General features: G+C 71.7%; 15 protein-coding genes and 1 pseudogene. 10 read left to right on the top strand and 6 right to left on the bottom strand.

Annotated elements, in window-relative coordinates; genetic code table 11:
* Window positions 1-23 precede the first annotated feature (23 nt).
* From ACYUED_RS39840 to ACYUED_RS39820, 5 genes are all read left to right on the top strand, one after another.
* Window positions 24-950: an alkaline phosphatase family protein gene (locus tag ACYUED_RS39840; protein ID WP_491289277.1), complete on the top strand. Its 927-nt coding sequence runs from the start codon at window positions 24-26 to the stop codon at window positions 948-950.
* Window positions 947-3889 (top strand): glycoside hydrolase family 2 TIM barrel-domain containing protein, encoded by a 2943-nt coding sequence (locus tag ACYUED_RS39835; RefSeq protein ID WP_491289276.1) that lies wholly within the window; start codon window positions 947-949, stop codon window positions 3887-3889. Before ACYUED_RS39840 ends, ACYUED_RS39835 begins: the two co-directional genes overlap by 4 nt.
* Before the next feature lie 64 nt (window positions 3890-3953).
* On the top strand, window positions 3954-5807 hold the full coding sequence (locus ACYUED_RS39830) for a LamG-like jellyroll fold domain-containing protein (protein ID WP_491289275.1): 1854 nt from the start codon (window positions 3954-3956) through the stop codon (window positions 5805-5807).
* A gap of 28 nt (window positions 5808-5835) precedes the next feature.
* Window positions 5836-7506: a PHP domain-containing protein gene (locus ACYUED_RS39825; protein ID WP_491289274.1), complete on the top strand. Its 1671-nt coding sequence runs from the start codon at window positions 5836-5838 to the stop codon at window positions 7504-7506.
* A 136-nt stretch (window positions 7507-7642) separates the two neighbouring features.
* Window positions 7643-8473 (top strand): PaaX family transcriptional regulator, encoded by an 831-nt coding sequence (locus tag ACYUED_RS39820; RefSeq protein ID WP_491289273.1) that lies wholly within the window; start codon window positions 7643-7645, stop codon window positions 8471-8473.
* Here the strand turns inward: ACYUED_RS39820 and ACYUED_RS39815 are convergent.
* The 4 genes from ACYUED_RS39815 to ACYUED_RS39800 are packed head-to-tail and all read right to left on the bottom strand — an operon-like array spanning window position 8464 to window position 12270.
* The gene (locus tag ACYUED_RS39815; RefSeq protein ID WP_491289272.1) at window positions 8464-8919 is read right to left on the bottom strand and encodes a MaoC family dehydratase; all 456 of its coding nucleotides are present in this window, start codon (window positions 8917-8919) and stop codon (window positions 8464-8466) included. The two genes, ACYUED_RS39820 and ACYUED_RS39815, sit on opposite strands and share 10 nt — an antisense overlap.
* 30 nt (window positions 8920-8949) lie before the next feature.
* Complete coding sequence (gene menE / locus ACYUED_RS39810; protein ID WP_491289271.1) at window positions 8950-10455, bottom strand: o-succinylbenzoate--CoA ligase; 1506 nt, start codon at window positions 10453-10455, stop codon at window positions 8950-8952.
* Between the two features lie 10 nt (window positions 10456-10465).
* Window positions 10466-11341 carry an amidohydrolase family protein gene (locus tag ACYUED_RS39805; RefSeq protein ID WP_491294642.1) on the bottom strand — a complete coding sequence of 292 codons (876 nt, stop codon included), beginning with the start codon at window positions 11339-11341 and terminating at the stop codon, window positions 10466-10468.
* A gap of 11 nt (window positions 11342-11352) precedes the next feature.
* Window positions 11353-12270, bottom strand: coding sequence for an SDR family NAD(P)-dependent oxidoreductase (locus tag ACYUED_RS39800; protein WP_491289270.1), 918 nt, complete (start codon window positions 12268-12270; stop codon window positions 11353-11355).
* A gap of 207 nt (window positions 12271-12477) precedes the next feature.
* Between ACYUED_RS39800 and ACYUED_RS39795 the strand changes: the two genes are divergently transcribed.
* The 4 genes and pseudogenes from ACYUED_RS39795 to ACYUED_RS39780 all read left to right on the top strand — a co-directional run.
* On the top strand, window positions 12478-12903 hold the full coding sequence (locus ACYUED_RS39795; protein ID WP_491289269.1) for a MarR family winged helix-turn-helix transcriptional regulator: 426 nt from the start codon (window positions 12478-12480) through the stop codon (window positions 12901-12903).
* A 375-nt stretch (window positions 12904-13278) separates the two neighbouring features.
* Window positions 13279-14643 (top strand): alpha/beta hydrolase family protein, encoded by a 1365-nt coding sequence (locus ACYUED_RS39790; RefSeq protein ID WP_491294641.1) that lies wholly within the window; start codon window positions 13279-13281, stop codon window positions 14641-14643.
* The gene (locus tag ACYUED_RS39785; protein WP_491289268.1) at window positions 14640-15395 is read left to right on the top strand and encodes an IclR family transcriptional regulator; all 756 of its coding nucleotides are present in this window, start codon (window positions 14640-14642) and stop codon (window positions 15393-15395) included. Before ACYUED_RS39790 ends, ACYUED_RS39785 begins: the two co-directional genes overlap by 4 nt.
* 66 nt (window positions 15396-15461) lie before the next feature.
* A pseudogene (locus ACYUED_RS39780) lies at window positions 15462-15811 on the top strand (LuxR C-terminal-related transcriptional regulator); the annotation flags it as partial.
* 19 nt (window positions 15812-15830) lie between these two features.
* On the opposite strand, the gene ACYUED_RS39775 reads toward ACYUED_RS39780, so the two are convergent.
* Together ACYUED_RS39775 and ACYUED_RS39770 are read right to left on the bottom strand one after the other, a co-directional pair.
* On the bottom strand, window positions 15831-16235 hold the full coding sequence (locus ACYUED_RS39775; protein WP_491289267.1) for a VOC family protein: 405 nt from the start codon (window positions 16233-16235) through the stop codon (window positions 15831-15833).
* 143 nt (window positions 16236-16378) lie between these two features.
* Complete coding sequence (locus ACYUED_RS39770) at window positions 16379-19057, bottom strand: FAD/NAD(P)-binding protein (protein ID WP_491289266.1); 2679 nt, start codon at window positions 19055-19057, stop codon at window positions 16379-16381.
* Window positions 19058-19845: 788 nt separating this feature from the next.
* Between ACYUED_RS39770 and ACYUED_RS39765 the strand changes: the two genes are divergently transcribed.
* Window positions 19846-21231, top strand: coding sequence for a glycoside hydrolase family 16 protein (locus ACYUED_RS39765; RefSeq protein WP_491289265.1), 1386 nt, complete (start codon window positions 19846-19848; stop codon window positions 21229-21231).
* Window positions 21232-21254: the final 23 nt, after the last annotated feature.

Raw genomic sequence — 21254 nt, 5'->3', positions numbered from 1 at the left:
ACAGGAGACAGGAGGGGTATCTCGTGAGGCACGTCGACGCCGGGCGCCACAGGGTGCTCGTGGTGGGCATGGACGGGCTGCGCTTCGACCGGCTGACCCGCTCGCCCTCCCACGCACCCGTGCTGCACGGCCTGATGGCCGCGGGCGCCGTCGGAACCAGCCTGCTGCCCTACGGCAAGGCCGACGGCCAGGCCGGGCACGGGCCGACGGCCGGCATGGCCCACACCGACTCCGGGCCCGGCTGGTCGAGCATCCTGACCGGCGTGTGGCCCGACCGGCACGGCGTGAGGGGCAACGACTTCATCGGCGCCGACTACGCCCGCTACCCCGACTTCCTGACCCGCGCCGTCACCGCCCGCCCCGGTCTGCGCACCGCGGCCGCCGTGTCCTGGCCACAACTGATCCGCCGCGGCGTCCTGGGCCCCGCCATCGGCCGGCGGGTGCGCTACAACGGCGAGTTCCGCGGCTACGGGACCGCGGACCGCCGTGTCGCCCGCACCGCCCTGCGCTGGCTCACCACGCACGACCCGGACGTCGTGTTCGTGTACTTCGGCGCCACCGACGAGGCCGGCCACGACACGGGCCCCCTCTCCCCCGCCTACGACCGTGCCCTCCTCGCCCAGGACGCCCACCTGGGGCGGCTGCTGGAGGCGATCGACGCGCGGCGAAGCGACCCGCGCCGCGCCGACGAGCGCTGGACCGTGCTGGTCACCACGGACCACGGCCACCTGGACACCGGCGGCCACGGCGGCGACACACAGGCCGAACGGCAGGTCTTCGTCATCCTCGCCGAGCCCGGCAGGCCCGACGGCACCCTCCTCGACTCACCCCGCCTCACCGACATCGCCCCCACCGTCCTGGACCGGCTCGGCATCCCCGTCGACCCCGCCTGGGGCCTGCAGGGCCGCTCCTTGCCCCGGCCCATCACACCGACTTCGGAATGGTCATGACCGACGCACTCCCCGCCGATCCCCTGATCTCCCTCCGCCCCTGGGAGGCACCCGAGGTGACCTCCTGGGGGCGGCTGCCGATGAACGCCGTCGACCGGCGCGACGGAGCCCTCTCCCTGGACGGCGACTGGCGCTTCCGGTTGCTGCCCGCTCCTGACGCCCCGGTCGGAGGTGCCTGGTCGTCCTCGTACGTCCCGGGCGTCTGGACCATGCAGACCCTTCAGGGCGCCGACGACCTGCCGCAGTACACGAATGTCCGGATGCCCTTCGCCGAGTTCCCGCCCCACCCACCCGCCGCCAACCCGACGGGTGTCCACGAGCGTGAGGTCGACGTCCCCGCCGACTGGGCCGGGCGCCGGATCGTGCTCCAGGTCGGCGCCGCCGAGAGCGTGCTCCTCGTGCACGTGGACGGGCGGCCCGTCGGCATCTCCAAGGACTCCCATCTGGCCGCCGAGTTCGACCTGAGCGATGTGGTGCGTCCCGGCGGGCGGTCCGTCGTACGGCTCACCGTCGTCAAGTGGTCCGACGCCACGCACATCGAGGACCAGGACCAGTGGTGGCACGGCGGCATCACCCGCTCGGTTCTGCTGTACGCGACCGATCCGCTGCACCTGGCCGACGTCACCGTGCGGGCCGCCTTCGACGGCGAGCTGCGCGTCGACTGCCGGGTGCGGGACGCGGGCGGCGCGCTGCCCGAGGGGTGGTATGTCAGCGGCGAGCTGGAGGGCCGACTCCTCACCCAGGACCGGGAGTTCGACCGCGTCAACGCCGAGGAGGACCGTGTGTCCGACTTCCTCGGCGAGGCCCGGATCCACGCCACCGTCCCGGACGTGCGCACCTGGAACGCCGAGACCCCCGAGCTGTACGACCTGACCGTCCGCCTGCACCGCCGCGACGGAACCGTCGCCGACACCTCGCGCCACCGCGTCGGCTTCCGCGACGTCGAGATCACCGGCCGCGACCTGCTCGTCAACGGCGAGCGGGTGTTCATCCGCGGCGTCAACCGGCACGACTTCCATCCCCTGACCGGCCGCACGGTGTCGTACGACGACATGCGCGCGGACCTGGCCCTGCTGAAGCGGTTCGGCTTCAACGCGATCCGCACCTCCCACTACCCGAACGACCCGGCCCTCTGCGACCTCGCCGACGAGCTCGGCTTCTACGTCGTCGACGAAGCCGACATCGAGTCCCACGACCACGCCCACGAGATCGCCGACGACCCGCGCTATCTGAACGCCTTCGTGGACCGGGTCTCGCGGATGGTGCTGCGGGACAAGAACCACCCGTCGATCATCATCTGGTCGCTGGGCAACGAGTCGGACTACGGGGCGAACCACGACGCGGCGGCCGGCTGGCTGCGGCGGCACGATCCGACGCGGCCGATCCAGTACGAGGGTGCCGCCAAACTCGACTGGGCGGCCACCGACGACGCCTCCGACATCGCCTGCCCCATGTACGCGCCGATCGAGGACTGCGTCGCGCACGCCCTGTCGGGCCGGCAGACCAGGCCCCTCATCCAGTGCGAGTACTCCCACGCCATGGGCAACAGCAACGGCACGCTGGCGGACCATTGGGCGGCCATCGAGTCCACGCCAGGTCTTCAGGGCGGGTTCATCTGGGAGTTCTGGGACCACGGAATCCTGCAACGCGTGAGCGATGGAAGACCGGTCGGACGGGCCGGCGTAGGCCTGTATGACAACGGTGTCGCCGCGCCCGGCCACCGCTGGGCGTACGGCGGCGACTTCGGCGAGACGATCCACGACGGGGCGTTCATCGCCGACGGGGTCGTCTTCCCGGACCGCACGCCCAAGCCCGCCCTGTACGAGCACCGGGAGATCGCGGCGCCGGTGCGCATCGAGTGCTACAAGCACGAGGGCATCGTGCTCGGCAACCACCAGCACTTCCGGGGCCTGGACTGGCTGTCCGGCCAGTGGGCGCTGTCCCTGGCCGACGGCCGCACGCTGACCGCGCCCGCCGAGCTGCCGGATCTGCGGCCGGGCGAGACCGCCGCGGTGCCGCTGCCGTTCGAGGTGCCACGCGAGGGCGGCGAGGCCTGGCTGACACTGCGGGTGACCGTGGCCGAGGACCAGCCCTGGGCGCCGCGCGGCACGGAGATCTGCGCGCCGCAGGTGCGGCTGCGCGAGCCCGCGCTGCGCGAGGACGTTCCCGTGGACCGGCCCGTCGCGGTGGACGGCGAGGGCCTGCTGCTGCATCCGCTGCTCACGGCCGCTCCCACGCTGTCCCTGTGGCGGGCGCCCACCGACAACGACGAGCTGGGCGGCATGGCGCCGCGCTGGCGCACCTGGGGCCTCGACTCGCTGGTCCGCAAGGTCGTGTCGGTACGGCAGGACGGCGGCCGGGTGACCGTGGACGCCGAGTACGCCGGCACCAGCGGTGTCGTACGGCACCGGCAGGCGCTCACCCCCGTCGAGGGCGGCGTGCGGGTCGACGAGGAGGCCGTGCTGCCGGACGAGTTCCACGATGTGGCGCGGGTCGGCTCGGTCTTCGAGACGGCGGAGGGCCTCGACCTCCTTGAGTGGTTCGGGCAGGGGCCGTGGGAGTCGTACCCCGACCGCAGCGCGGGCGCGCCCGTCGGCCATCACGCCCTGCCCGTCGACGAGCTGTTCACTCCCTACCTCCGCCCGCAGGAGAGCGGCGGCCGGCACGGCGTACGGCGCTTCACGCTGTCCGCGCCGGACGCGACCGGTCTCGCGATCGAGCTGGACGAACCGCGCCAGGTCTCGGTGACGCGGTTCCGCGCCGAGGATCTGACCGGGGCCTCGCACCACGACGAGCTGGTGCCGCGCCCCGGGTGCGTGGTGCACGTCGACGCCGCGCACCGCGGGCTCGGCACGGCGTCGTGCGGGCCCGACACCTCCCCCTCGTACCTCATTGCGCCGGGTGTCCATCGCTGGAGCTGGACACTGCGCGTTCTGTGAACCCCCCGCCTTCCTGTCCCATGCCGCATGTCCCATGTGACATGTCACATCCCACGGAGCACACGTGTGTACTTCGCATGACCACGACCAGGGCGAGGCCCCCCAGGCCGGTGCCGGAAGACGCGGTTTCCTCAGGGCCACGGCGCTGCTGGGCGCCGCGGCCACGGCCGGGATCGGGGCCGGGGTCGCACTGCCGGCCGCCGCCGAGGCGGCCGAGAAGAGCGACTGGCGTCCGGACTCCCACAGCCGCCGCTTCACGATCGCCGTCATGCCCGACACCCAGTACCTCTTCGACGGACCGAGCATCGACAAGGCTCCGGTCGAGGCGTCGCTGCGTTATCTGCTGGAGCAGGGCGGCGGGCACGGCGGGCACGGCGAGAACCTCGTCTTCCTGTCCCATCTCGGCGATCTCACCCAGAACGGGGCGAAGGACGAATTCGCGGGCATCAGCGACGCGTTCAGGCTGCTGGACCGGCGGGGCGTCGGCTACAGCGTCCTGGCCGGCAACCACGACGTGAAGTCGTCGACGGACGACCAGCGCGGATCGACGCCGTACCTGGACGCGTTCGGACCTCAGCGCTTCAGGAGCAAGCCGACGTTCGGGGACGCCTCTTCGGACGGCTACAACACCTACCACCTGTTCAAGGCGGCCGGCCGCGAGTGGCTCGTCCTGGCGCTGGACTGGCGGCTGTCGGCGAAGGGGTACACCTGGGCGAAGGACGTGCTCGCCCGGCACCCGAAGACGCCGGTCATCCTGACCACGCACGAACTGGTCGTCGAGGACGACACGCTGTCGGACTACGGGCAGCAGCTGTGGGACCAGCTGATCAAGGACCACGACCAGATCTTCCTGACGCTGAACGGCCACTACTGGCCCGCGGGCCGCGCGACCCGCAGGAACGCGGCCGGCAACGACGTGCACCTGCACCTCACCAACTACCAGAACCGCTACTTCGGCGGGGCGGCGATGATCCGCCTCTACCGCTTCGACCTGGACCGGAACGTCATCGACGTGGAGACGGTCTCCCCGTGGATCCTCGGCCGGGCCGCCAAGGGCCTGAACGAGCTGGAGCGGCAGGAGATCGAGCTGAGCGGCGACGCCGACCGCTTCTCCGTCGACATCGACTTCGCTGAGCGCTTCGCCGGCTTCGCCCCGGTGCCGGCGCGCCCGGCGCGGCCCGCGTCGAAGATGCTGATCCGCGGCACGGCCGCGTACTGGCGCTTCGAGTCGGCCGCCTCCGGCACGGTCCGCGACCTGTCCGGCCACGGCAACGACCTGACCGTGGTCTCGGTGGGCGGCGGCACGCTCGGCTGGTCCGCCGACCACCATCCCGACCAACCGGGCCACGGCAGCCTGGACTTCACGGGATTCAAGTCCCCGCTGAAGGGCGCGTATCTGAAGACCGTCGACGGCGCCCCGCTGAACTCGGCGACGTTCAGGAACGGTTACACCATCGAGGCGTTCTACCGGCTGCCGGCCGACTGGGACCCCGACCACAACGCCTGGTCCGGCATCGTCAGCCGCACCGGCACGGGCGGCGCCGCCGGCAAGACCGGCGACGACCCGGACGAGCCCCTCGCCACCCTCTCGCTGTCCAACGACCGTGAGCCGCAGTGGGCGATGCGCCCGCTCAACCAGCAGGGCATCGCCACCAACTGGGGCCAGGAGACACCGCTGGAGACCTGGTGGCACCTGGCGGTCGTCAACGACGCCCGGCACACCACCCTCTATGTCGAGGGCTGCCCGGTCGTCCGCAACCCGAAGGCCACCGCGGTGGGCATCACCTCCGTCGGCCTGCCCTGGCTCCTCGGCGGCTACACGTACGCCGACAAGATCGACCAGATCCTGCACGGCCGCCTCGGCGACGTGCGGATCGTCTCACGGGCACTGCCCGTCACCTCCTTCATGACCCACTGACGCCCCAGAACAGGACGCGTACGCGACCATGGCCGAGCAGCAGCTGCCCGCCTGGGCAGATCCCTCCGTCTCCCCCTCCGACCTCGACGCCCAGGGCGTGTCCAGGCGCCGGCTCATGCGCAGCGCGGGCCTGTTCGGCGCCGCGTTCGCCCTGGGCGGGGCCGCCACCCCGGCCGTCGCCGCCACCGGCCACGGCTTGGGCGGCCACGACCCGCGTCTGGCCTACCTCGTCGGCGACCACCACGTGCACTCCGTCTACAGCCACGACGCGAAGTACACGTTCTCCCAGCAGGCCAAGGCGGCCGCCAAGTACGGCCTGGACTGGATGGTGTTCAACGAGCACTCCAACTTCGGGCATGCCGACTACGGCGCCGCGCTGGAGCACAAGGAGATCCTCAAGGCCCGCGCGGACAACCCGCGCCAGCTGCTCTTCCAGGGCCTGGAGTGGTACATCCCGGCTGCCGAGCACTGCACGGTGTTCGCCGCCCCCGGCCCGCACGAGGTCGACCTGCTCACGCAGTTCGAGCTGGCCTACGACGGCAAGCTGCTCGGCTACGACAAGGGCGGCGCCGCCGACGCCGACACCGCCCGCAACGAGGCGCACGCCGTCAAGGCGATCAAGTGGCTTGCGGAGCAACGCCGTTCGGGATACGTCGATGACGTCCTCGTCCTCGCCAACCACCCGCTGCGCCTCGGCATCGACTCCCCGCACGAGGTGCGCAACTGGCGGGACGCCGCACCCGAGATCATGATCGGCATGGAGGGTGCGCCCGGTGCCCAGGGCGCGGCGATTCCCGGCCGGCGCGGCAGCACCTCCATCCGCGGCGAGTACGAGAACAAGCCGTCGGCGCAGTCCTGGGCGGGCTACCCGGCTGACGCCTATCTCACCTACGGCGGTTTCGACTGGGCGACCGCGACCGTCGGCGGGCTGTGGGACTCGATGCTGGCCGAGGGCCGGCTGTTCTCGATCACCACCAACTCCGACAACCACCGCACCGTCTTCGACACCTGGAAGAACGGCGACTGGCCGGCCGGGCAGAACTTCGACAACACCGGCAAGCTGCCGGACCCGGTGAACACCGACACCCCGCAACCGGGCAGCGACTTCTGGCCGGGCGAGTTCAGCCGCACCCACGTCGGCGTGACCCGCTACGGCTACCGCGCGGTGATGGCGGGCCTGCGCGCGGGCCGCGTCTGGCTCGACCACGGGCATCTGCTGGACGGGCTCGACGTCCGGGTGAAGCGGGACTGCGACGCCGGCCGGGGCGTCACCCTCGGCGGGCGGCTGCGTGTCCGCAAGGGCGAGAAGATCACGCTGTACGTGACGGTGACGACCGCGTCCCGCCCCAACCCGCAGGGAATCCTCCCCGAGCCGGCGCACGTCGACGTCATCCGGGGCACGGTGCGCGGCCGGGTGACCGACCGCGACACCTGGAAGGCGCCCGACACCAAGGTCGTACAGACGAAGGACGTGTCCGGCCGGAAGGGGACGTACACCCTGCGCATCCCGCTGACGGCGGGGCACGAGTCCTTCTACCTCCGGCTGCGCGGCAGCGACGGCAACCGTCATGGCGCTGGTTACCTCGGCGCCTCCATCGACCCGAACGGGCCGATTGCGCACGAGCCCGGCAACGGTGACCCGTGGGCGGACACCTGGTTCTATTCGAACCCCGTGTTCATCGACGTGGCGGGTGCCTGAAGCGCCGGCTCCGCGGGCAGGCAGGGGCGAGCCGTGCGAACGGCTCGCCACGACCTCCTGGGCTGTGGCTTCGTGACGGACACGTCCTCGTACCAGCAGGTCACGAACTGATCGGACACGTCGTACGGTGGGCCGCATGACCGGTGAAGAGTCATTGCGGCCCCAGTCCCTGCTGCTGACGTTCCTGGGCGACCAGGTGCTCGGGCGGGACGTCTGCGTGTACTCGGGCAGCGTGATCGACGTCTTCGAGCGCGCCGGAGTCGGCGAGCAGGCGACCCGTTCGACCCTGACCCGGATGGTCAACCGGGGACTGCTGCGCCGCCAGCGCGAGGGCCGCAGGATGTACTTCGGCCTGACCGAGCACTCGATCTCGGTGCTGCGGGACGGCGAGCACCGCGTCTGGCAGACCGGCGCCGTCAACCGGCACTGGGACGGCACCTGGACCCTGCTCGGCTTCTCCCTCCCCGAGTCCTGGCAGCGTCAGCGCCACGATCTGCGCTCCAAACTGACGTGGAGCGGCTTCGGCCCGCTGTTCAGCGGTCTGTGGATCGCGCCGGGCGAGATCGACGTCTCGGAGCTGGTGTCCGAGCTGGGCCTCGCCGCCCATGTGAAGGTCTTCCGGGCGCACGCCGACGCCGGCATGGACATCGGCGCCATGATCGAGGACAGCTGGGATCTGTCCGAACTGGCCGCGGGCTACGAGGAGTTCGTGCGCCGCTGGGAGGCCTGGGAGAGCCGGCTGCCGGACGCCGACGACGCCCTGGCGCTACGGCTGCGGCTGCAGGCCGAGTGGCTGCGGATCATCCGCCGCGACCCGCGCCTCCCGGTCAGGCATCTGCCGGACGACTGGCCGGCGGAACGGGCCGAGAAGACGTTCCGGGCGGTGCACGAGCGGCTCACACCGCTCGCGCGCGAGGCCTCGGAGCGCCTTCTCGACCTGGTGCCGGTGCGCCCGGATCAGGCGTAGAAGCGGGACAGGCTCTGCAGCACGGCTGCGGGCTTCGCGCCGCCCTCGATCTCGATCGTGCCGTCCACGGTGATCTGCACTCCGCCCGGCACCTCCTCGACCTCCGCGAGCTTCCCGACCAGGCGGATGCGGGAGCCGGCCTTCACCGGCGACGGGAAACGGACCTTGTTCAGGCCGTAGTTGACCTTCGTGGTGACGCCCTGGACATCCAGCAGTTCGGTGAACAGCGGGATGAAGAGGGAGAGCGTGAGGTAGCCGTGGGCGATCGGGGCGCCGAAGGGGCCGGCTGCGGCCTTCTCCGGGTCCACGTGGATCCACTGGTGGTCGCCGGTGGCGTCGGCGAAGGTGTTGATGCGCTCCTGGGTGACCTCGATCCATTCGCTGGTGCCCAGGTCGCTGCCCGCGAGCTTCTTCAGTTCGTCGATGCCGTTGACGGTGACGCTCATGAAACTGTCCTTCAAGTAGTCAGGAAATGGTCAGGAGTTGGAGCCGTAGCGCTTGCGCACGCGGGACTTGAGGAGCTTCCCTGAGGCGGTGCGCGGGAGGTCGTCCGCGAGCACCAGCGACTTCGGGATCTTGTACTTGGCGAGGCGGCCCGCCAGTGAGGCCAGCACCTCGTCGGGATCCACCGAGGCGCCCTCGCGCGGGACGACGACCGCGCGCGGCACCTCGCCCCACTTGTCGTCCGGCACGCCGATGACCGCGACCTCGACGATGTCCGGATGGGAGAGGAGCAGGTCCTCGATCTCGGTGGGGTAGATGTTCTCTCCCCCGGAGATGATCATGTCCTTGATGCGGTCGACGATGTGGACGTAGCCGTCCTCGTCGACGCGCGCCGCGTCCCCGCTGCGGAACCAGCCGTCGGCGAAGGCGGCGGCCGTCTCCTCGGGCAGCCCCCAGTAGCCGGGCATGACGTGCGGCCCTCGGACGACGACCTCGCCGGTCTCGTCGAGGTCGACTGCGGTGAAGTCCGGCCGTACGACGCGTACATCGCTGAAGAAGTGCTGCACGCCCGCCGAACCCGCCTTGCTGATCGCGTGTTCGGCGTCCAGGAACAGGGTGCCGGGCGACGCCTCCGTCATGCCGTAGCCCTGGAGGAAGGTGAGCCCGCGCTCCTGGTAGGCGGCGATCAGCGGCGTCGGCACCGGGGAACCGCCGCAGGTCAGGATCCGCAGGGAGGACAGATCCGCACCCGCCCAGCGGGGGTGCCGGGCCACCTGCTCGAACATCGTCGGCACCCCGAACATGAAGGTGATCCGGTGCTGTTCGATCAGGTCGAAGGTGGCGTTCGGGTCGAAGGCCTCGACCAGGACGCAGGTGCCGCCCTTGAGCAGGACCGGCAGCGTCAGCATGTTCAGGCCGGCCGTGTGGAACAACGGCGCGGAGACCAGGGCGCGTTCGTCGGCGATCAGGTCGGTGTCGACGAGGACGTTGATCGCGTTCCAGGTCAGGTTGCCGTGGGTGAGCATCGCGCCCTTGGGGCGGCCGGTCGTTCCCGAGGTGTACATGATGATGCAGGTGTCGTCGGGGACGACCGGCTCGTCGACGGGCTCGGCGGAGGCCGAGGCCAGCGCCTCCTCGTACTCGGCGCCCACCTCGACGTACGCCCGCACGTCGGTACTGCCCGGCAGTCCGGCGACGAGCCCGGCGTGCGAGGAGCCGTACACGAGCGCCTTCGCCCCGGAGTCGGCGAGCTGGAAGGCGATCTCCGGCCCCGCGAGGCGGGTGTTGAGGGGGACGAAGACCGCGCCGAGCGTGCCCGCCGCGAACAGGGCCTCCAGGTAGGAGGGGTGGTTGGGGCCGAGGTAGGCGATGCGGTCGCCGCGCCGCACGCCCCGGGCGCGCAGGGCCTGGGCAAGGCGGGTGGTGCGGTCGTACAGCTGCGCGTACGTGAGCGAGGTGCCGCCGTGGATCAGGGCGGAGCGGTGCGGAGTCTTGCGAGCCCGGCGTGCGGGCCACGACCCCAGTCCCTCATTGCGCATCTACGGCCCCTTAAGGCTTGGTCAGCCCGAGCAGACGGGCGGCGTTCTCCTTGAGGATCCTCGGCTTGACGTCGTCCTTGATCGACAGCTTCTCGAAGTCGGCCAGCCAGCGGTCCGGGGTGAGAACGGGGAAGTCGGAGCCGAAGAGGACCTTGTCCTTCAGCAGTGTGTTGGCGTACTGCACGAGCTGCGGCGGGAAGTACTTCGGTGACCAGCCGGACAGGTCGATGTGCACGCCCGGTTTGTGCGTGGCGACGGCGAGGGCCTCGTCCTGCCAGGGGAAGGACGGGTGCGCCAGGATGATCTTGAGGTGCGGGAAGTCGGCGGCCACGTCGTCCACGTGGAGGGGGTTGGAGTACTTCAGGCGGATGCCGCCCCCGCCCGGGACTCCGGCGCCGATGCCGGTCTGGCCGGTGTGGAAGAGAGCGATCGTGCCGGTCTCCTCGATCACCTCGTAGAGGTCGTAGGCCACCGAGCGGTCGTTGGGGAAGAAGCCCTGGATGCTCGGGTGGAACTTGAAGCCCTTCACGCCGTACTCCTCGACCAGACGGCGGGCCTGCTTGACGCCCGCCTTCCCCCGGAAGGGGTCGATGGAGGCGAAGGGGATGAGGACGTCGGAGTTGGCGGCCGCGGCCTCGGCGACCTCCTCGTTCGGGACGGGCGCGGTGCCGGTCGCGGACTCGGCGTCGACCGTGAAGATCACGGCGGCCATCCTCCGCTCGCGGTAGTACGCGGCCGTCTCCTCCAGGGTGGGCTTCCGCTTGCCCTCGACCTTGAAATAGGCCGAGGAGGCGTCGTGCAGGTCGTCGTCCAGGGAGGAGTGTCCCTTGGAGGAGACCTCCGCGTGGGTGTGGACATCGATCGCGACGAGGTCGTCGACGTTCATGGAGGGAGCCATCACGCCTCCGGGAAGTTGGGCGCCGGGATGCCGACCGACTGGAGCTCTGCTCCCACGGACGTCGGGAAGACGTTGGCCAGGGAGTCAGGGGTCCAGCCGCCGTCCGCGTACGCCGCCTTGATCTCCTGCGGATGCGACCAGAGTGCCACCTTGTCGCCGCCGATGCCGATGGCCTGGCCTGTGATGCCGCGGGCCGCCTCCGAAGCGAGGAAGGGAACGAGTGCGGCGCAGTCCTCGGGCGTGCCGAACCCCTCGCCCTTGCGCAGGAAGTCCGGGAAGGGCTGTCCGTTCTTCAGCGCCTCCACGTACGGGGCGAAGGCGGGGATGGTCTCGGTCATCGCGGTCGCCGCGACCGGCACGATCGCGTTGACGGTGATGTTCGCTCGGCCCAGCTCCATCGACCAGGTGCGGGCGAACGCGGCGATGCCGGCCTTGGCGGCGGCGTAGTTCGTCTGGCCGAAGTTGCCGCGCTGGCCGGCCGGCGAGCCGACCAGGATCAGGGTGCCGCCCTCGCCCTGCTCGCGCATCCGGACGGCGGCGGCGCGGGCGCAGGTGAAGGTGCCCTTGAGGTGCGTGGTGATCACCGCGTCGAAGTCGTCGTCGGTCATCTTCCACAGCACCTTGTCGCGCAGGATGCCGGCGTTGGTGACGAGGATGTCCAGGCGTCCGAACTCCTCGACCGCGCGGCCGACCAGCCGCTCGGCGGCCTCGGTCGTCCCGACCGGCACCACCTCGGCGACGGCGGTGCCGCCGACCTCGGTGATGGACTTCACGGCCGCCTCGGCCACGGCCTCGTCGACGTCGTTGACGACCACGGAGGCGCCGTGGGCGGCCAGGGCGTGCGCGTAGGCGAGGCCGAGGCCCCGGCCACTGCCGGTGACGACGGCGACCTTGCCGGTGAGATCGATGCTGGGCACGGGTGGAGTCCCTTCACATGGGGTGCGACTACGAGATCGAAGCTAAGAGCAATAATTGTTGACGTCAATAGTTGTTGGAAACCTCCGGGTGCGACATGCTGGAATCCGTACCGAGAGAACGCCCCCTGCGGGGCCGAGACCAGGGAGCCCGCCATCACCCGCCAGCACGCCAAGAACGCAGCCTCGATCGACGCGGACGAGCCATGGATGCGCGGCCTGCACGCGGACACGGGCTATCTGCTCTACCGCCTCGGCATCCGCTCCGGACAACTGTTCAACGCATCCCTGCAGAAGTCGGGACTGCGACTGCGCCACTACGCCGTCCTGCGCTTCCTCGCCACCTCCGAGGGCGCACTGCAACGCGAGCTCAGCGCCCGACTCGGCTACGACCCGAGCGCGATCGTCGGCCTGGTCGACGACCTGGAGAAGCTGGGCTTCGCCGAGCGGCGCCCCTCCCCCGACGACCGCCGCAGCCGCATCGTCGCCCTGACCGCGGATGGCCGCACCTTCCTGCAGGGCAGCGACGAGGCGGGGCTGCGCGTGACGAACGACCTCCTGGCGCCGCTGGACCCGGCCGAGCGGGAGACGCTGCACGCGCTGTTGCTGCGGATCACGGAAGACGGACCCGGCTAATGCGCCCGGCAGGCACCGTTCGCCCGTCGCGACGCGCGGCACGCTCCCCCACTGCCTCAAGGGCGCGGGAGGGCCCACTCGCCGCACCGGGCACAGGCCCAAGTACGTCCGGCACGAGGGCCCGCGGTGCCGAGCGGTCAGCGCCCGGTCCACTCGATGCTGCGGCACACCGCGGGCCGGCCCTACGAGCGCACCCGGCGCTCCCCCGACCTCCGGCCGAGGGACCTCAGGGCTCGCACCGGACGCCGCTCCTCAACGGGCAAACGTCGCCCGCCGGGGCACTCTTGTTGTGCGATTCCTTGACGCCCGACGAATAGGTGCCTAACTTCACCGTGGTACCCTCCCGCACCCCCACCGGAAGGGACCCCGTTGAAAATCCGCATCTGCCTCACCGCGCTGACCCTCACCCTGAGCGCGGCCGCCGCCGTGCCCGCACAAGCGGCCGGCGACACCCACCTTGAGGGCCAACTCCCCTCGGGCGCCGCATACTTGATGGACGTACCGGCCGGCTGGAACGGCACCGTGCTGCTCTACAGCCACGGCTACAGTGCCGTCGGCTGGCCCAACCCGGCGCAGGACTCCCCCAGCTCCGCCACCCGCGACAAGCTGCTGGCCGAGGGCTACGCCCTCATCGGCTCGTCCTACGCCACCAACGGCTGGGCCGTGGCGGACGCGGTCCCCGACCAGCTCGCCACCCTGGACCTGTTCACGGAGAAGTTCGGCACGGCCCGGCGGACGCTCGCCTGGGGCACGTCGTACGGCGGGCTCGTCACGACGACCCTCGCCGAGCGGCACGCCGACCGCTTCGACGGATCGCTGTCGATGTGCGGGCTGGTGCAGGGCGGCGTCGCCAACTGGAACAGCACCCTCGACCCGGTGTTCGCTCTGAAGACCCTGCTCGCGCCCGGCGAGAAGATCCCGCTCACCGGATTCGCCGACCAGGAGGCCGCCGTGGCCGCCGCGAACACGCTCGGCTCGAAGACCACCGCGGCCCAGAAGTCCCCCGAGGGCCGTGCCCGTATCGCGCTCGCCGCCGCCCTGCACAACATCCCCGGCTACAACGACGCCACCCAGACGAAGCCGGGCCCGACCGACTGGGACGGGCAGGAGGCCAACCAGTACACGGCCGTCACCGGCCTGGTGCAGCTGCCCGCGTTCAGCTGGCGACAGGAGGCGGAGAGCCGGGCGGGCGGCAACACTGCATGGAACACCGGCGTCGACTACACCGCGATGCTGCGCCGGTCCCCGCTGTACAAAGAAGTGACCGAGCTCTACAAGGAGGCGGGACTGTCCTTGCGCACCGACCTCACGGCACTGAACCGTGCACCCCGCATCCAGGCCGACCCCTCGGCCCTGCGGTGGATGCGGCACACCAGCGTCTTCACCGGCCGGCTCACCGACCCCCAGCTCGACATCCACACCACCGGCGACGCCGTGATCCCCGTCCAGGCCGAGAGCGCCTACCGGCGGGCCGCCACCGCGGCCGGCGCGGGGCGGCTGCTCAGCCAGGCGTACGTCGACGGGCCCGGGCACTGCGCCTTCACCGCCGGTGAGATACTCGGCGCCCTGCACACCCTGGAGCACCGGCTGGACACGGGCCGCTGGGACACCTCGCCCCAGACCCTCAACTCCCGTGCAGCGCGGGAGGACGCGACGACCGAGCCGCGCTATGTGACCTACCAGCCGGCCGGCTACCCCCGCCCGTACGACCTCGCCCATCCGGGAGACGCCCGGCCATGAGCCTCCGCTCCGCGCCCGACCGGCTGCTGTCCGTGCTCGCCGCGTTCGACCACGAGCACCCGGCACTGTCCCTGACGGACATCAGCCGGCGGGCCGGGCTGACCCTCACCACCGCCCACCGGCTCGTGGCCGCCCTCACCGACTGGGGCGCCCTGGAGCGGGACGAGTCCGGCGTCTACCACGTCGGGCTCAGGCTGTGGGAGGTCGCGGCGCTCGCCCCGCGCGGGCTCGCGCTGCGGCAGATCGCACTGCCGTATCTGGAGGACCTGTACGAGGCGACCCACGAGAACGTGCAGTTGGCGGTGCGGGACGGCGACGAGGTCGTCTACATCGAGTGGATTTCCGGTCGCAGCGCCGTCGGCGTGCACATCCGCGTCGGCGCACGCTGGCCGCTGCACGCCACCGGGGTCGGGCTCGCGCTGCTGGCGCACTGCGGTCCGGAGGTCCAGGAGGAGTACTGCTCGGGCCCCCTCAGGTCCTTCACCCCGTACACCATCACCGAGCCGGTGCGGCTGCGCCGGGTGCTGGCCGAGGTACGGCGCACGGGAGTCGCGGTGAGCAGCCGACAAGTCACCGACGACGCCCTGTCGGTGGCCGCCCCGGTGCGCGGACCGGGCGCGGTGGTCCTCGCCGCGGTGTCGGTCGTCGTACCGCAAGCCGACGCGCAGGTACCGGCGTTGATACCGGCGGTACGGCTCGCGGCACTCGGCATCTCGCGAGCGCTGGGCTGGCGACCGGCCAAGGAATCGTAGGAACCGGTCCGCGGCACAGGGTCCCCGGTCCCGTCACCCGTTGCCGCACACCGGCCGTCCGATGACCAGGACGTGCGCCGCGACGACCTCGTGCACGCGGTACGGGTGGTCGCGGCCGGCGACTCCCTGCTCGCGCCGACGGTGCCCCGGCGACCGGTCGCGGACATCGTGCGGCGGCGCCGGGAGGAGGCCGCCGCCGACGTGACCGCGCAGCGGCTGGACGCGCTGACCGCCCGCGAGGTGGAGACGCTGCGGCTGCCGGCCCGCGTGCTGTCCGACTCCGAGATCGCCACGACGCTCTTCGCCAGCGAGCACACGGTGAAGACCCATGCCAGCAACGTGCTGAGCAGCCGGGTCTGCGGGACCGCGTCCAGGCGGTGATCCGCGCCTACGAGACGGGGCTGGTGACGCCCGGACCCGCCTGGCCGGAGCAGGTCAGTCGCCGAGTTCCTCGAAGAGTGTCAGCTGGAGTGCGCCCGGCGCCTCCAGGCGGGAGTTCAGGGAGTTCCACGGCGTGCGGGTCGGCCGGGCGAGAACCTCGGCGCCGGCGGCGGCCAGCCGTGCCGTGGCGGCGGTGGAGTCGTCGACCTGGAAGGCGACCCGAATGTGGCCGGCGACCCGGTGCCCCACCTCGACCTCGTCGATGAAGTCGGCGTGGTTCGGGTCGGTGAGCTCCAGGGTGGCCCGGCCCGCCTCCAGGATGGTGACCCGTCCGTCGGGTGAGGAGAAGGCTGCCCGCTCGGGCAGGCCGAGGACATCGCGGTAGAAGCGCAGCGCCGCGTCGTAGTCGGGCGCCGTGACGACGAGGCGGAGCTCACGGACGGCTGGTTCCTCGGACATGGCGCTCCCCGGAGATCGCGGATACCTGTCCGCCTCAACCTCCGCACCGTCGGGAGGATTCCCGGCCACAACCAGCCCGCAGACAGTCGACAACACATCACGACCCCGCGACGGACCGCACACCGACACCACCCACCAAGCGCTCAGGCCGGCAGGCCCGCCCGCATCCGACGGTCCCGCGGCGCCTCCTTGCGGTCCAGGCGGGTGTCCAGGAGCCGGCGAGCCGCGTCGCAGCGGCCCGCCGACACCAGGGCGTACAGCAGCGTCTCCTCGACCACCTCCCGCTGGGCCGCGCTACCGCCGACCCGGCACAGCACCGGCAGCAGCGCGTCGAGCCCACGCGCCGCCTCGTGGAAACGCTCCTCGACCAGCGCGACGAACGCCTCGCACAGCGGCACGATGACCTCCCGCTGCACCTCGTCGGCACCGGAGGCGTGGTCGCGCAGCCGGTGCAGGGCCGGCAGATCCGCCGCGGCGGCCAGGGCGACGGCGGCGTGCAGGGCGGTGAAGGCGGTCGCCGGCCGTTCCAGTACGTCGTGCGCGACGGTGTCCAGGACGTCCGCGGCGGGCAGTTCGCCCCGCCAGCTGTCGCTCAGCCGGGCCCGCCACAGCAGCGACCCCGAGTCGACCAGCGCCCGCACTCCGGTCACCACCCGCCCCGGCGCGAGCTGGGCGAACCACCGCCTGCGCACCGCCGCCGGGTCGTCCAGGGCGAGTTCGTGCAGGGCGATGTGCCAGGAGAAGTGGGCCCGGTGGACCGCGCCCCGGCCCTGCCCGGACACCCAGCCGTCAAGCCAGTCCCGGCCCGCCTGGTGCGCGCCGGACTCGTAGTGGACGTGGGCGAGCGCGTGCACGGCATGCCCGGAGGCCGGCTCGGCGGCCAGGGCGCGGTGGGCGAGTTCGCCTGCCTCGTGCAGCCGGCCCTGTTCCTGCCGGAGGAAGGCCAGCAGCGAGGTGTGGAACCAGTGGCCGTCGTGGGCCGCGGACGTCCGCTCGACGAGCCGCAGGGCCTGGTCGCCGTCGAGGTCGGTGACCCCGGAGAAGGCGATGGTCGGTACGGCGGCGGCGAGCGCGAGCGCATCGCCCGGGTGCGCGTCGAGGTGTCGCACGAGGGCCCCGCCACCCCCGTCGGCACAGTCGCCGTGCACCCGGCGCGTGACCACGTCCACGAAGGACCGCTCCCGCTCGTCGGCCCGTTCGAGGGCGGACCGCTGGGCCTCGGCGAGAGCACGCGGCACGTCGACGTCGGCGCCGCACTCGTGGCCGAGCAGGGCGAGGGTGGCATGGCCGAGGGCGAACCCGGGGTCGAGGGCGACCGAGCGCGCGAAGGCGTCGTCGGCGCCGGCCCGGACCTTGAGCACCCGGTCGAGGCCGCTGCGGTAGGCGGCGGCCGCCTCGGCGTGGGTGCTCAGAGGAAGGCCGTGTCCGTCGACGGGACGACGGGAGGGGCGGGGTGTGCGCGTCAGCGGGGCGAGCAACTGCCGTGCCAGGGCGGCCGCTTGGACGCGGATCTCGGGGATCGCGGTCGTCTCCCACAGTTCGCCTCGGCGCGGGGCGCCCAGCGTGAACAGCGGGCGCCCGGCGCGCCCTTCGGCGTCCAGCAGCCGCCCGTCGCGGGTGGCCACTCCCATCCCGAGCGGGCCGGGCACGGCGGCACCGGACGCGAGCAGTGAGCGCCACAGGGGATCGTCGAAGCGCCGCCCCGGCCCGGTACAGTCGATCACCCAACCGACGTGCAGGGTCCGGCCGTTGGAGAGCGTGACCAGGAGCGATCCGTCATGGTCCACCGCGTCCGTCACCGTGCCCGTGTGGACGCTGAGCCGGCGTGCCGTACGGGCCCGTGAGACGGACTCGGCGGTGGCGGGTGCCATGCGGTGACGGTGGGTGTTCCACAGGGCGCCCTCGCGGGCGAGGAACTCGGCGCGGTCCTCGGGGGTGAGGCTGTGCCAGAGGCGGGTGGTGTGGGGGCGCAGGCTGTCGAGGGCGGGGCGCCAGTCGCCGTGGGTGCGTACGGAGCGGCTGATGTGGCGGTAGACGGACCGGCGCAGTCGGCCCAGCGAGGCGTCGTCGAGGTCCTCGGGCGGGCTCATCGGGCCGGCCGCGGTGAGGGCATGTGGCTGGGGCAGCAGACCGCTGCGGGAGAGGGCGTGGACGGTGCGGCCGGGGCGGTCGAGGGTGAGGGCGAGGTCGACGGCGGTCAGGCCGGTGCCGACGAGGAGGACGTCGGCGGTGTCGGAGCGCGGGCCGTCGAGGGCGCCCGTGCTCCAGGGTGCGGCGACGAAGCGGTCCGAGGCGCGCAGGGCGGGCGGGGCCCAGCCGGCGGAAGGCGCCGCGGGACCGGTGGCCAGGACGGCGCTGTGGGCGGTCAGGTGTCCCCCGTCGGCGAGGCGGAGGTCCGCCCGGCCGTCGGGGGTGTCGGTACAGCTCTCGGCGCGGGTGCGCAGCCGTCGTACGGAGACCGTCCCCTGGGCCCGGACGATGGCCTGCGCGAGGGTGTCGGCGAGGTAGGCGCCGTAGCGGTAGCGGGTGGCGAAGTCGGCCGCGGAGACGGCCGGTTCGCCGTGCCGGCACAGCCAGCGCGTGAAGTGACCGGGGTCGTCGGGGTAGCAACTCATGCCGCCCACGGGCACGTTGAGGCGGTGGCGTGGGTCGCGTGTCGCGTACGCGGTGCCGCGGCCCGCCTCCGGTGACGGGTCGAGCAGGACCAGGTCGAGCGGTGTCCGGCGGCGCGTCGCCATCTCGCAGAGCTGGACGGCGGTCAGTGTGCCCGCCGCGCCCGCTCCGACGACGGCCACGGTGTGCGGCTCGCGGACTTCGGTCACGTATACCTCCGGCGATGGTCGGTCGTTCGCAGTGTTCGAACTGTTCCGACCGGGAGGTGGGGAAGCCATGCCGTGGCGGGGATCTCAGCGGACACTCAGGGCCCCGGTCGGGCCGCTCATACTCTGTTCACAAACCCTGGGGCCGGGACAACCGTGGTTTCGGGCCTTTTCAGGCCGAGTCCTCACAGGAATCTCAGGGACCGGCCCTGGTATGCGGAGGAGCAGCACATCCACGCGGCGCAGGATGCAACCGGAAAAGGTGGACATCCGGAAAGGCCTGCCGTGGGCGCCTCGCACCTAGCGAACCGGCCCGGACAGCGGTCGGGGAGGTGGTCCCGGCGCGGGCTGCTCGCGGTGCTCGGCGCGGCACCGGCCGCCGCCGCACTGACCGGGTGCAGCGGCTCGGCGGACGCCTCGGAGGGACAGCGACGGCCGCCGCGCCGGCCCAGGCGGCGAAGAGGCCCACCGTCTCGGTCACCCCCGCCGACGGCACCGGGCCGGTTTCGCCCGCCCCGTCGAGGTCACCGTGACCGAACGCCACCCTCGCCTCGGTGAGGGTCACCGGCAACGACGGCTCCAGGCCGGCCGGTTCGCCCAACGACGCGAAGACCAAGTGGACTTCGGCGAAGAACCCGTCGTTCATGGGGTGAACCCACCTGCACCGGAAGGACTTTCCTTGCTTTAACTCTTGACGGCCGGAGTGGCCGGGAGCACATTGGGCCCACGTTGAGAGCGCTCTCAAAGGCGCAGGCACCCCGCAGCCCATCACTCCGTACCGAGAGGCCCCCATGAGTGCTACCTCCGGCATACCCAGACGGCGACGCGCACTCATCGCCGTACTCAGCACACTCGGCCTGGCGGCGGCGCTCGCCACGACCGCCATCCAGTCCGCCGACGCCTCCGCGCCCACACCCCCGTCGGGCTGGACCCAGACCTTCCTCGACGACTTCAACGGCTCCGCAGGCACCGGCGTGAACACCTCCAACTGGCAGTACGACACCGGGACCTCGTATCCGGGCGGCCCCGCCAACTGGGGCACCGGCGAGGTCGAGACGATGACGAACAGCACCAGCAACGTCTCACTCGACGGCAGCGGCAACCTCCGCATCACCCCGCTGCGCGACTCGGCCGGCCGCTGGACCTCGGGCCGTATCGAGACCACCCGTAGCGACTTCCAGCCCCCGGCCGGCGGCAAGCTGCGTGTCGAGGCCCGGATCCAGATCCCCAATGTCACGGGCACCGCCGCCGAGGGCTACTGGCCGGCGTTCTGGGCGCTGGGTACCCCCTACCGCGGCAACTACCAGAACTGGCCGGGCGTGGGCGAGTTGGACGTGATGGAGAACGTCCAGGGCCTGAACAAGGTCTGGGCGACGATGCACTGCGGCACGAGCCCGGGCGGCCCGTGCAACGAGACGACGGGCATCGGCAACTCCGTCGCCTGCCCGGGCACCACGTGCCAGTCGGGCTTCCACACCTACAGCATGGAGTGGGACCGCTCGGTCAGCCCGGAGGCGATCCGCTTCTACGTCGACGGCGTCAACTACCACACGGTCACGGCGAATCAGGTCGACGCGACGACCTGGGCCAACGCGACGAACCACGGCTACTTCCTCATCCTGAACGTGGCGATGGGCGGCGCCTTCCCGGACGCGCTCGGCGGCGGCCTGGACGGCGACACCCAGTCGGGCCACCCGATGGTCGTCGACTACGTCCAGGTCCTTTCGGCCACCGGAAGCGGCACCACGCCCCCGCCGACCGGCAACCGTGACGCCTACGGCACCATCCAGGCCGAGTCGGCCGACAGCCAGTCCGGCACCGTCGCGGAGACCACCGCCGACACCGGCGGCGGCCAGGACATCGGCTCGCTGGCCAACGGCGACTGGGCCCTCTACAAGGGCGTCGACTTCGGCTCCACGGCAGCCACCCAGTTCCACGCGCGCGTGGCGAGCGGCGCCGGCTCCGGCGTGAGCGGCCTGGTCGAGGTCCGTCTGGACAGCCGGACCAGCACGCCCATCGGCAGCTTCTCGCTCGCCAACACCGGAGGCTGGCAGTCCTGGAGGACGGTCCCGGCCAACATCAGTTCGGTGACCGGCACACACGACGTCTATCTGACCTTCACCAGCGGCCAGCCGGCGGACTTCGTGAACGTGAACTGGTTCGACTTCGGGCACTGACCGATGTGTTGACGTTGCCCCGC

It is taken from the genome of Streptomyces sp. DF42 (genome assembly GCF_058267695.1).
Note: the sequence above shows the minus strand (reverse complement) of the source record. Positions and strands in the feature narration are given on the sequence as shown.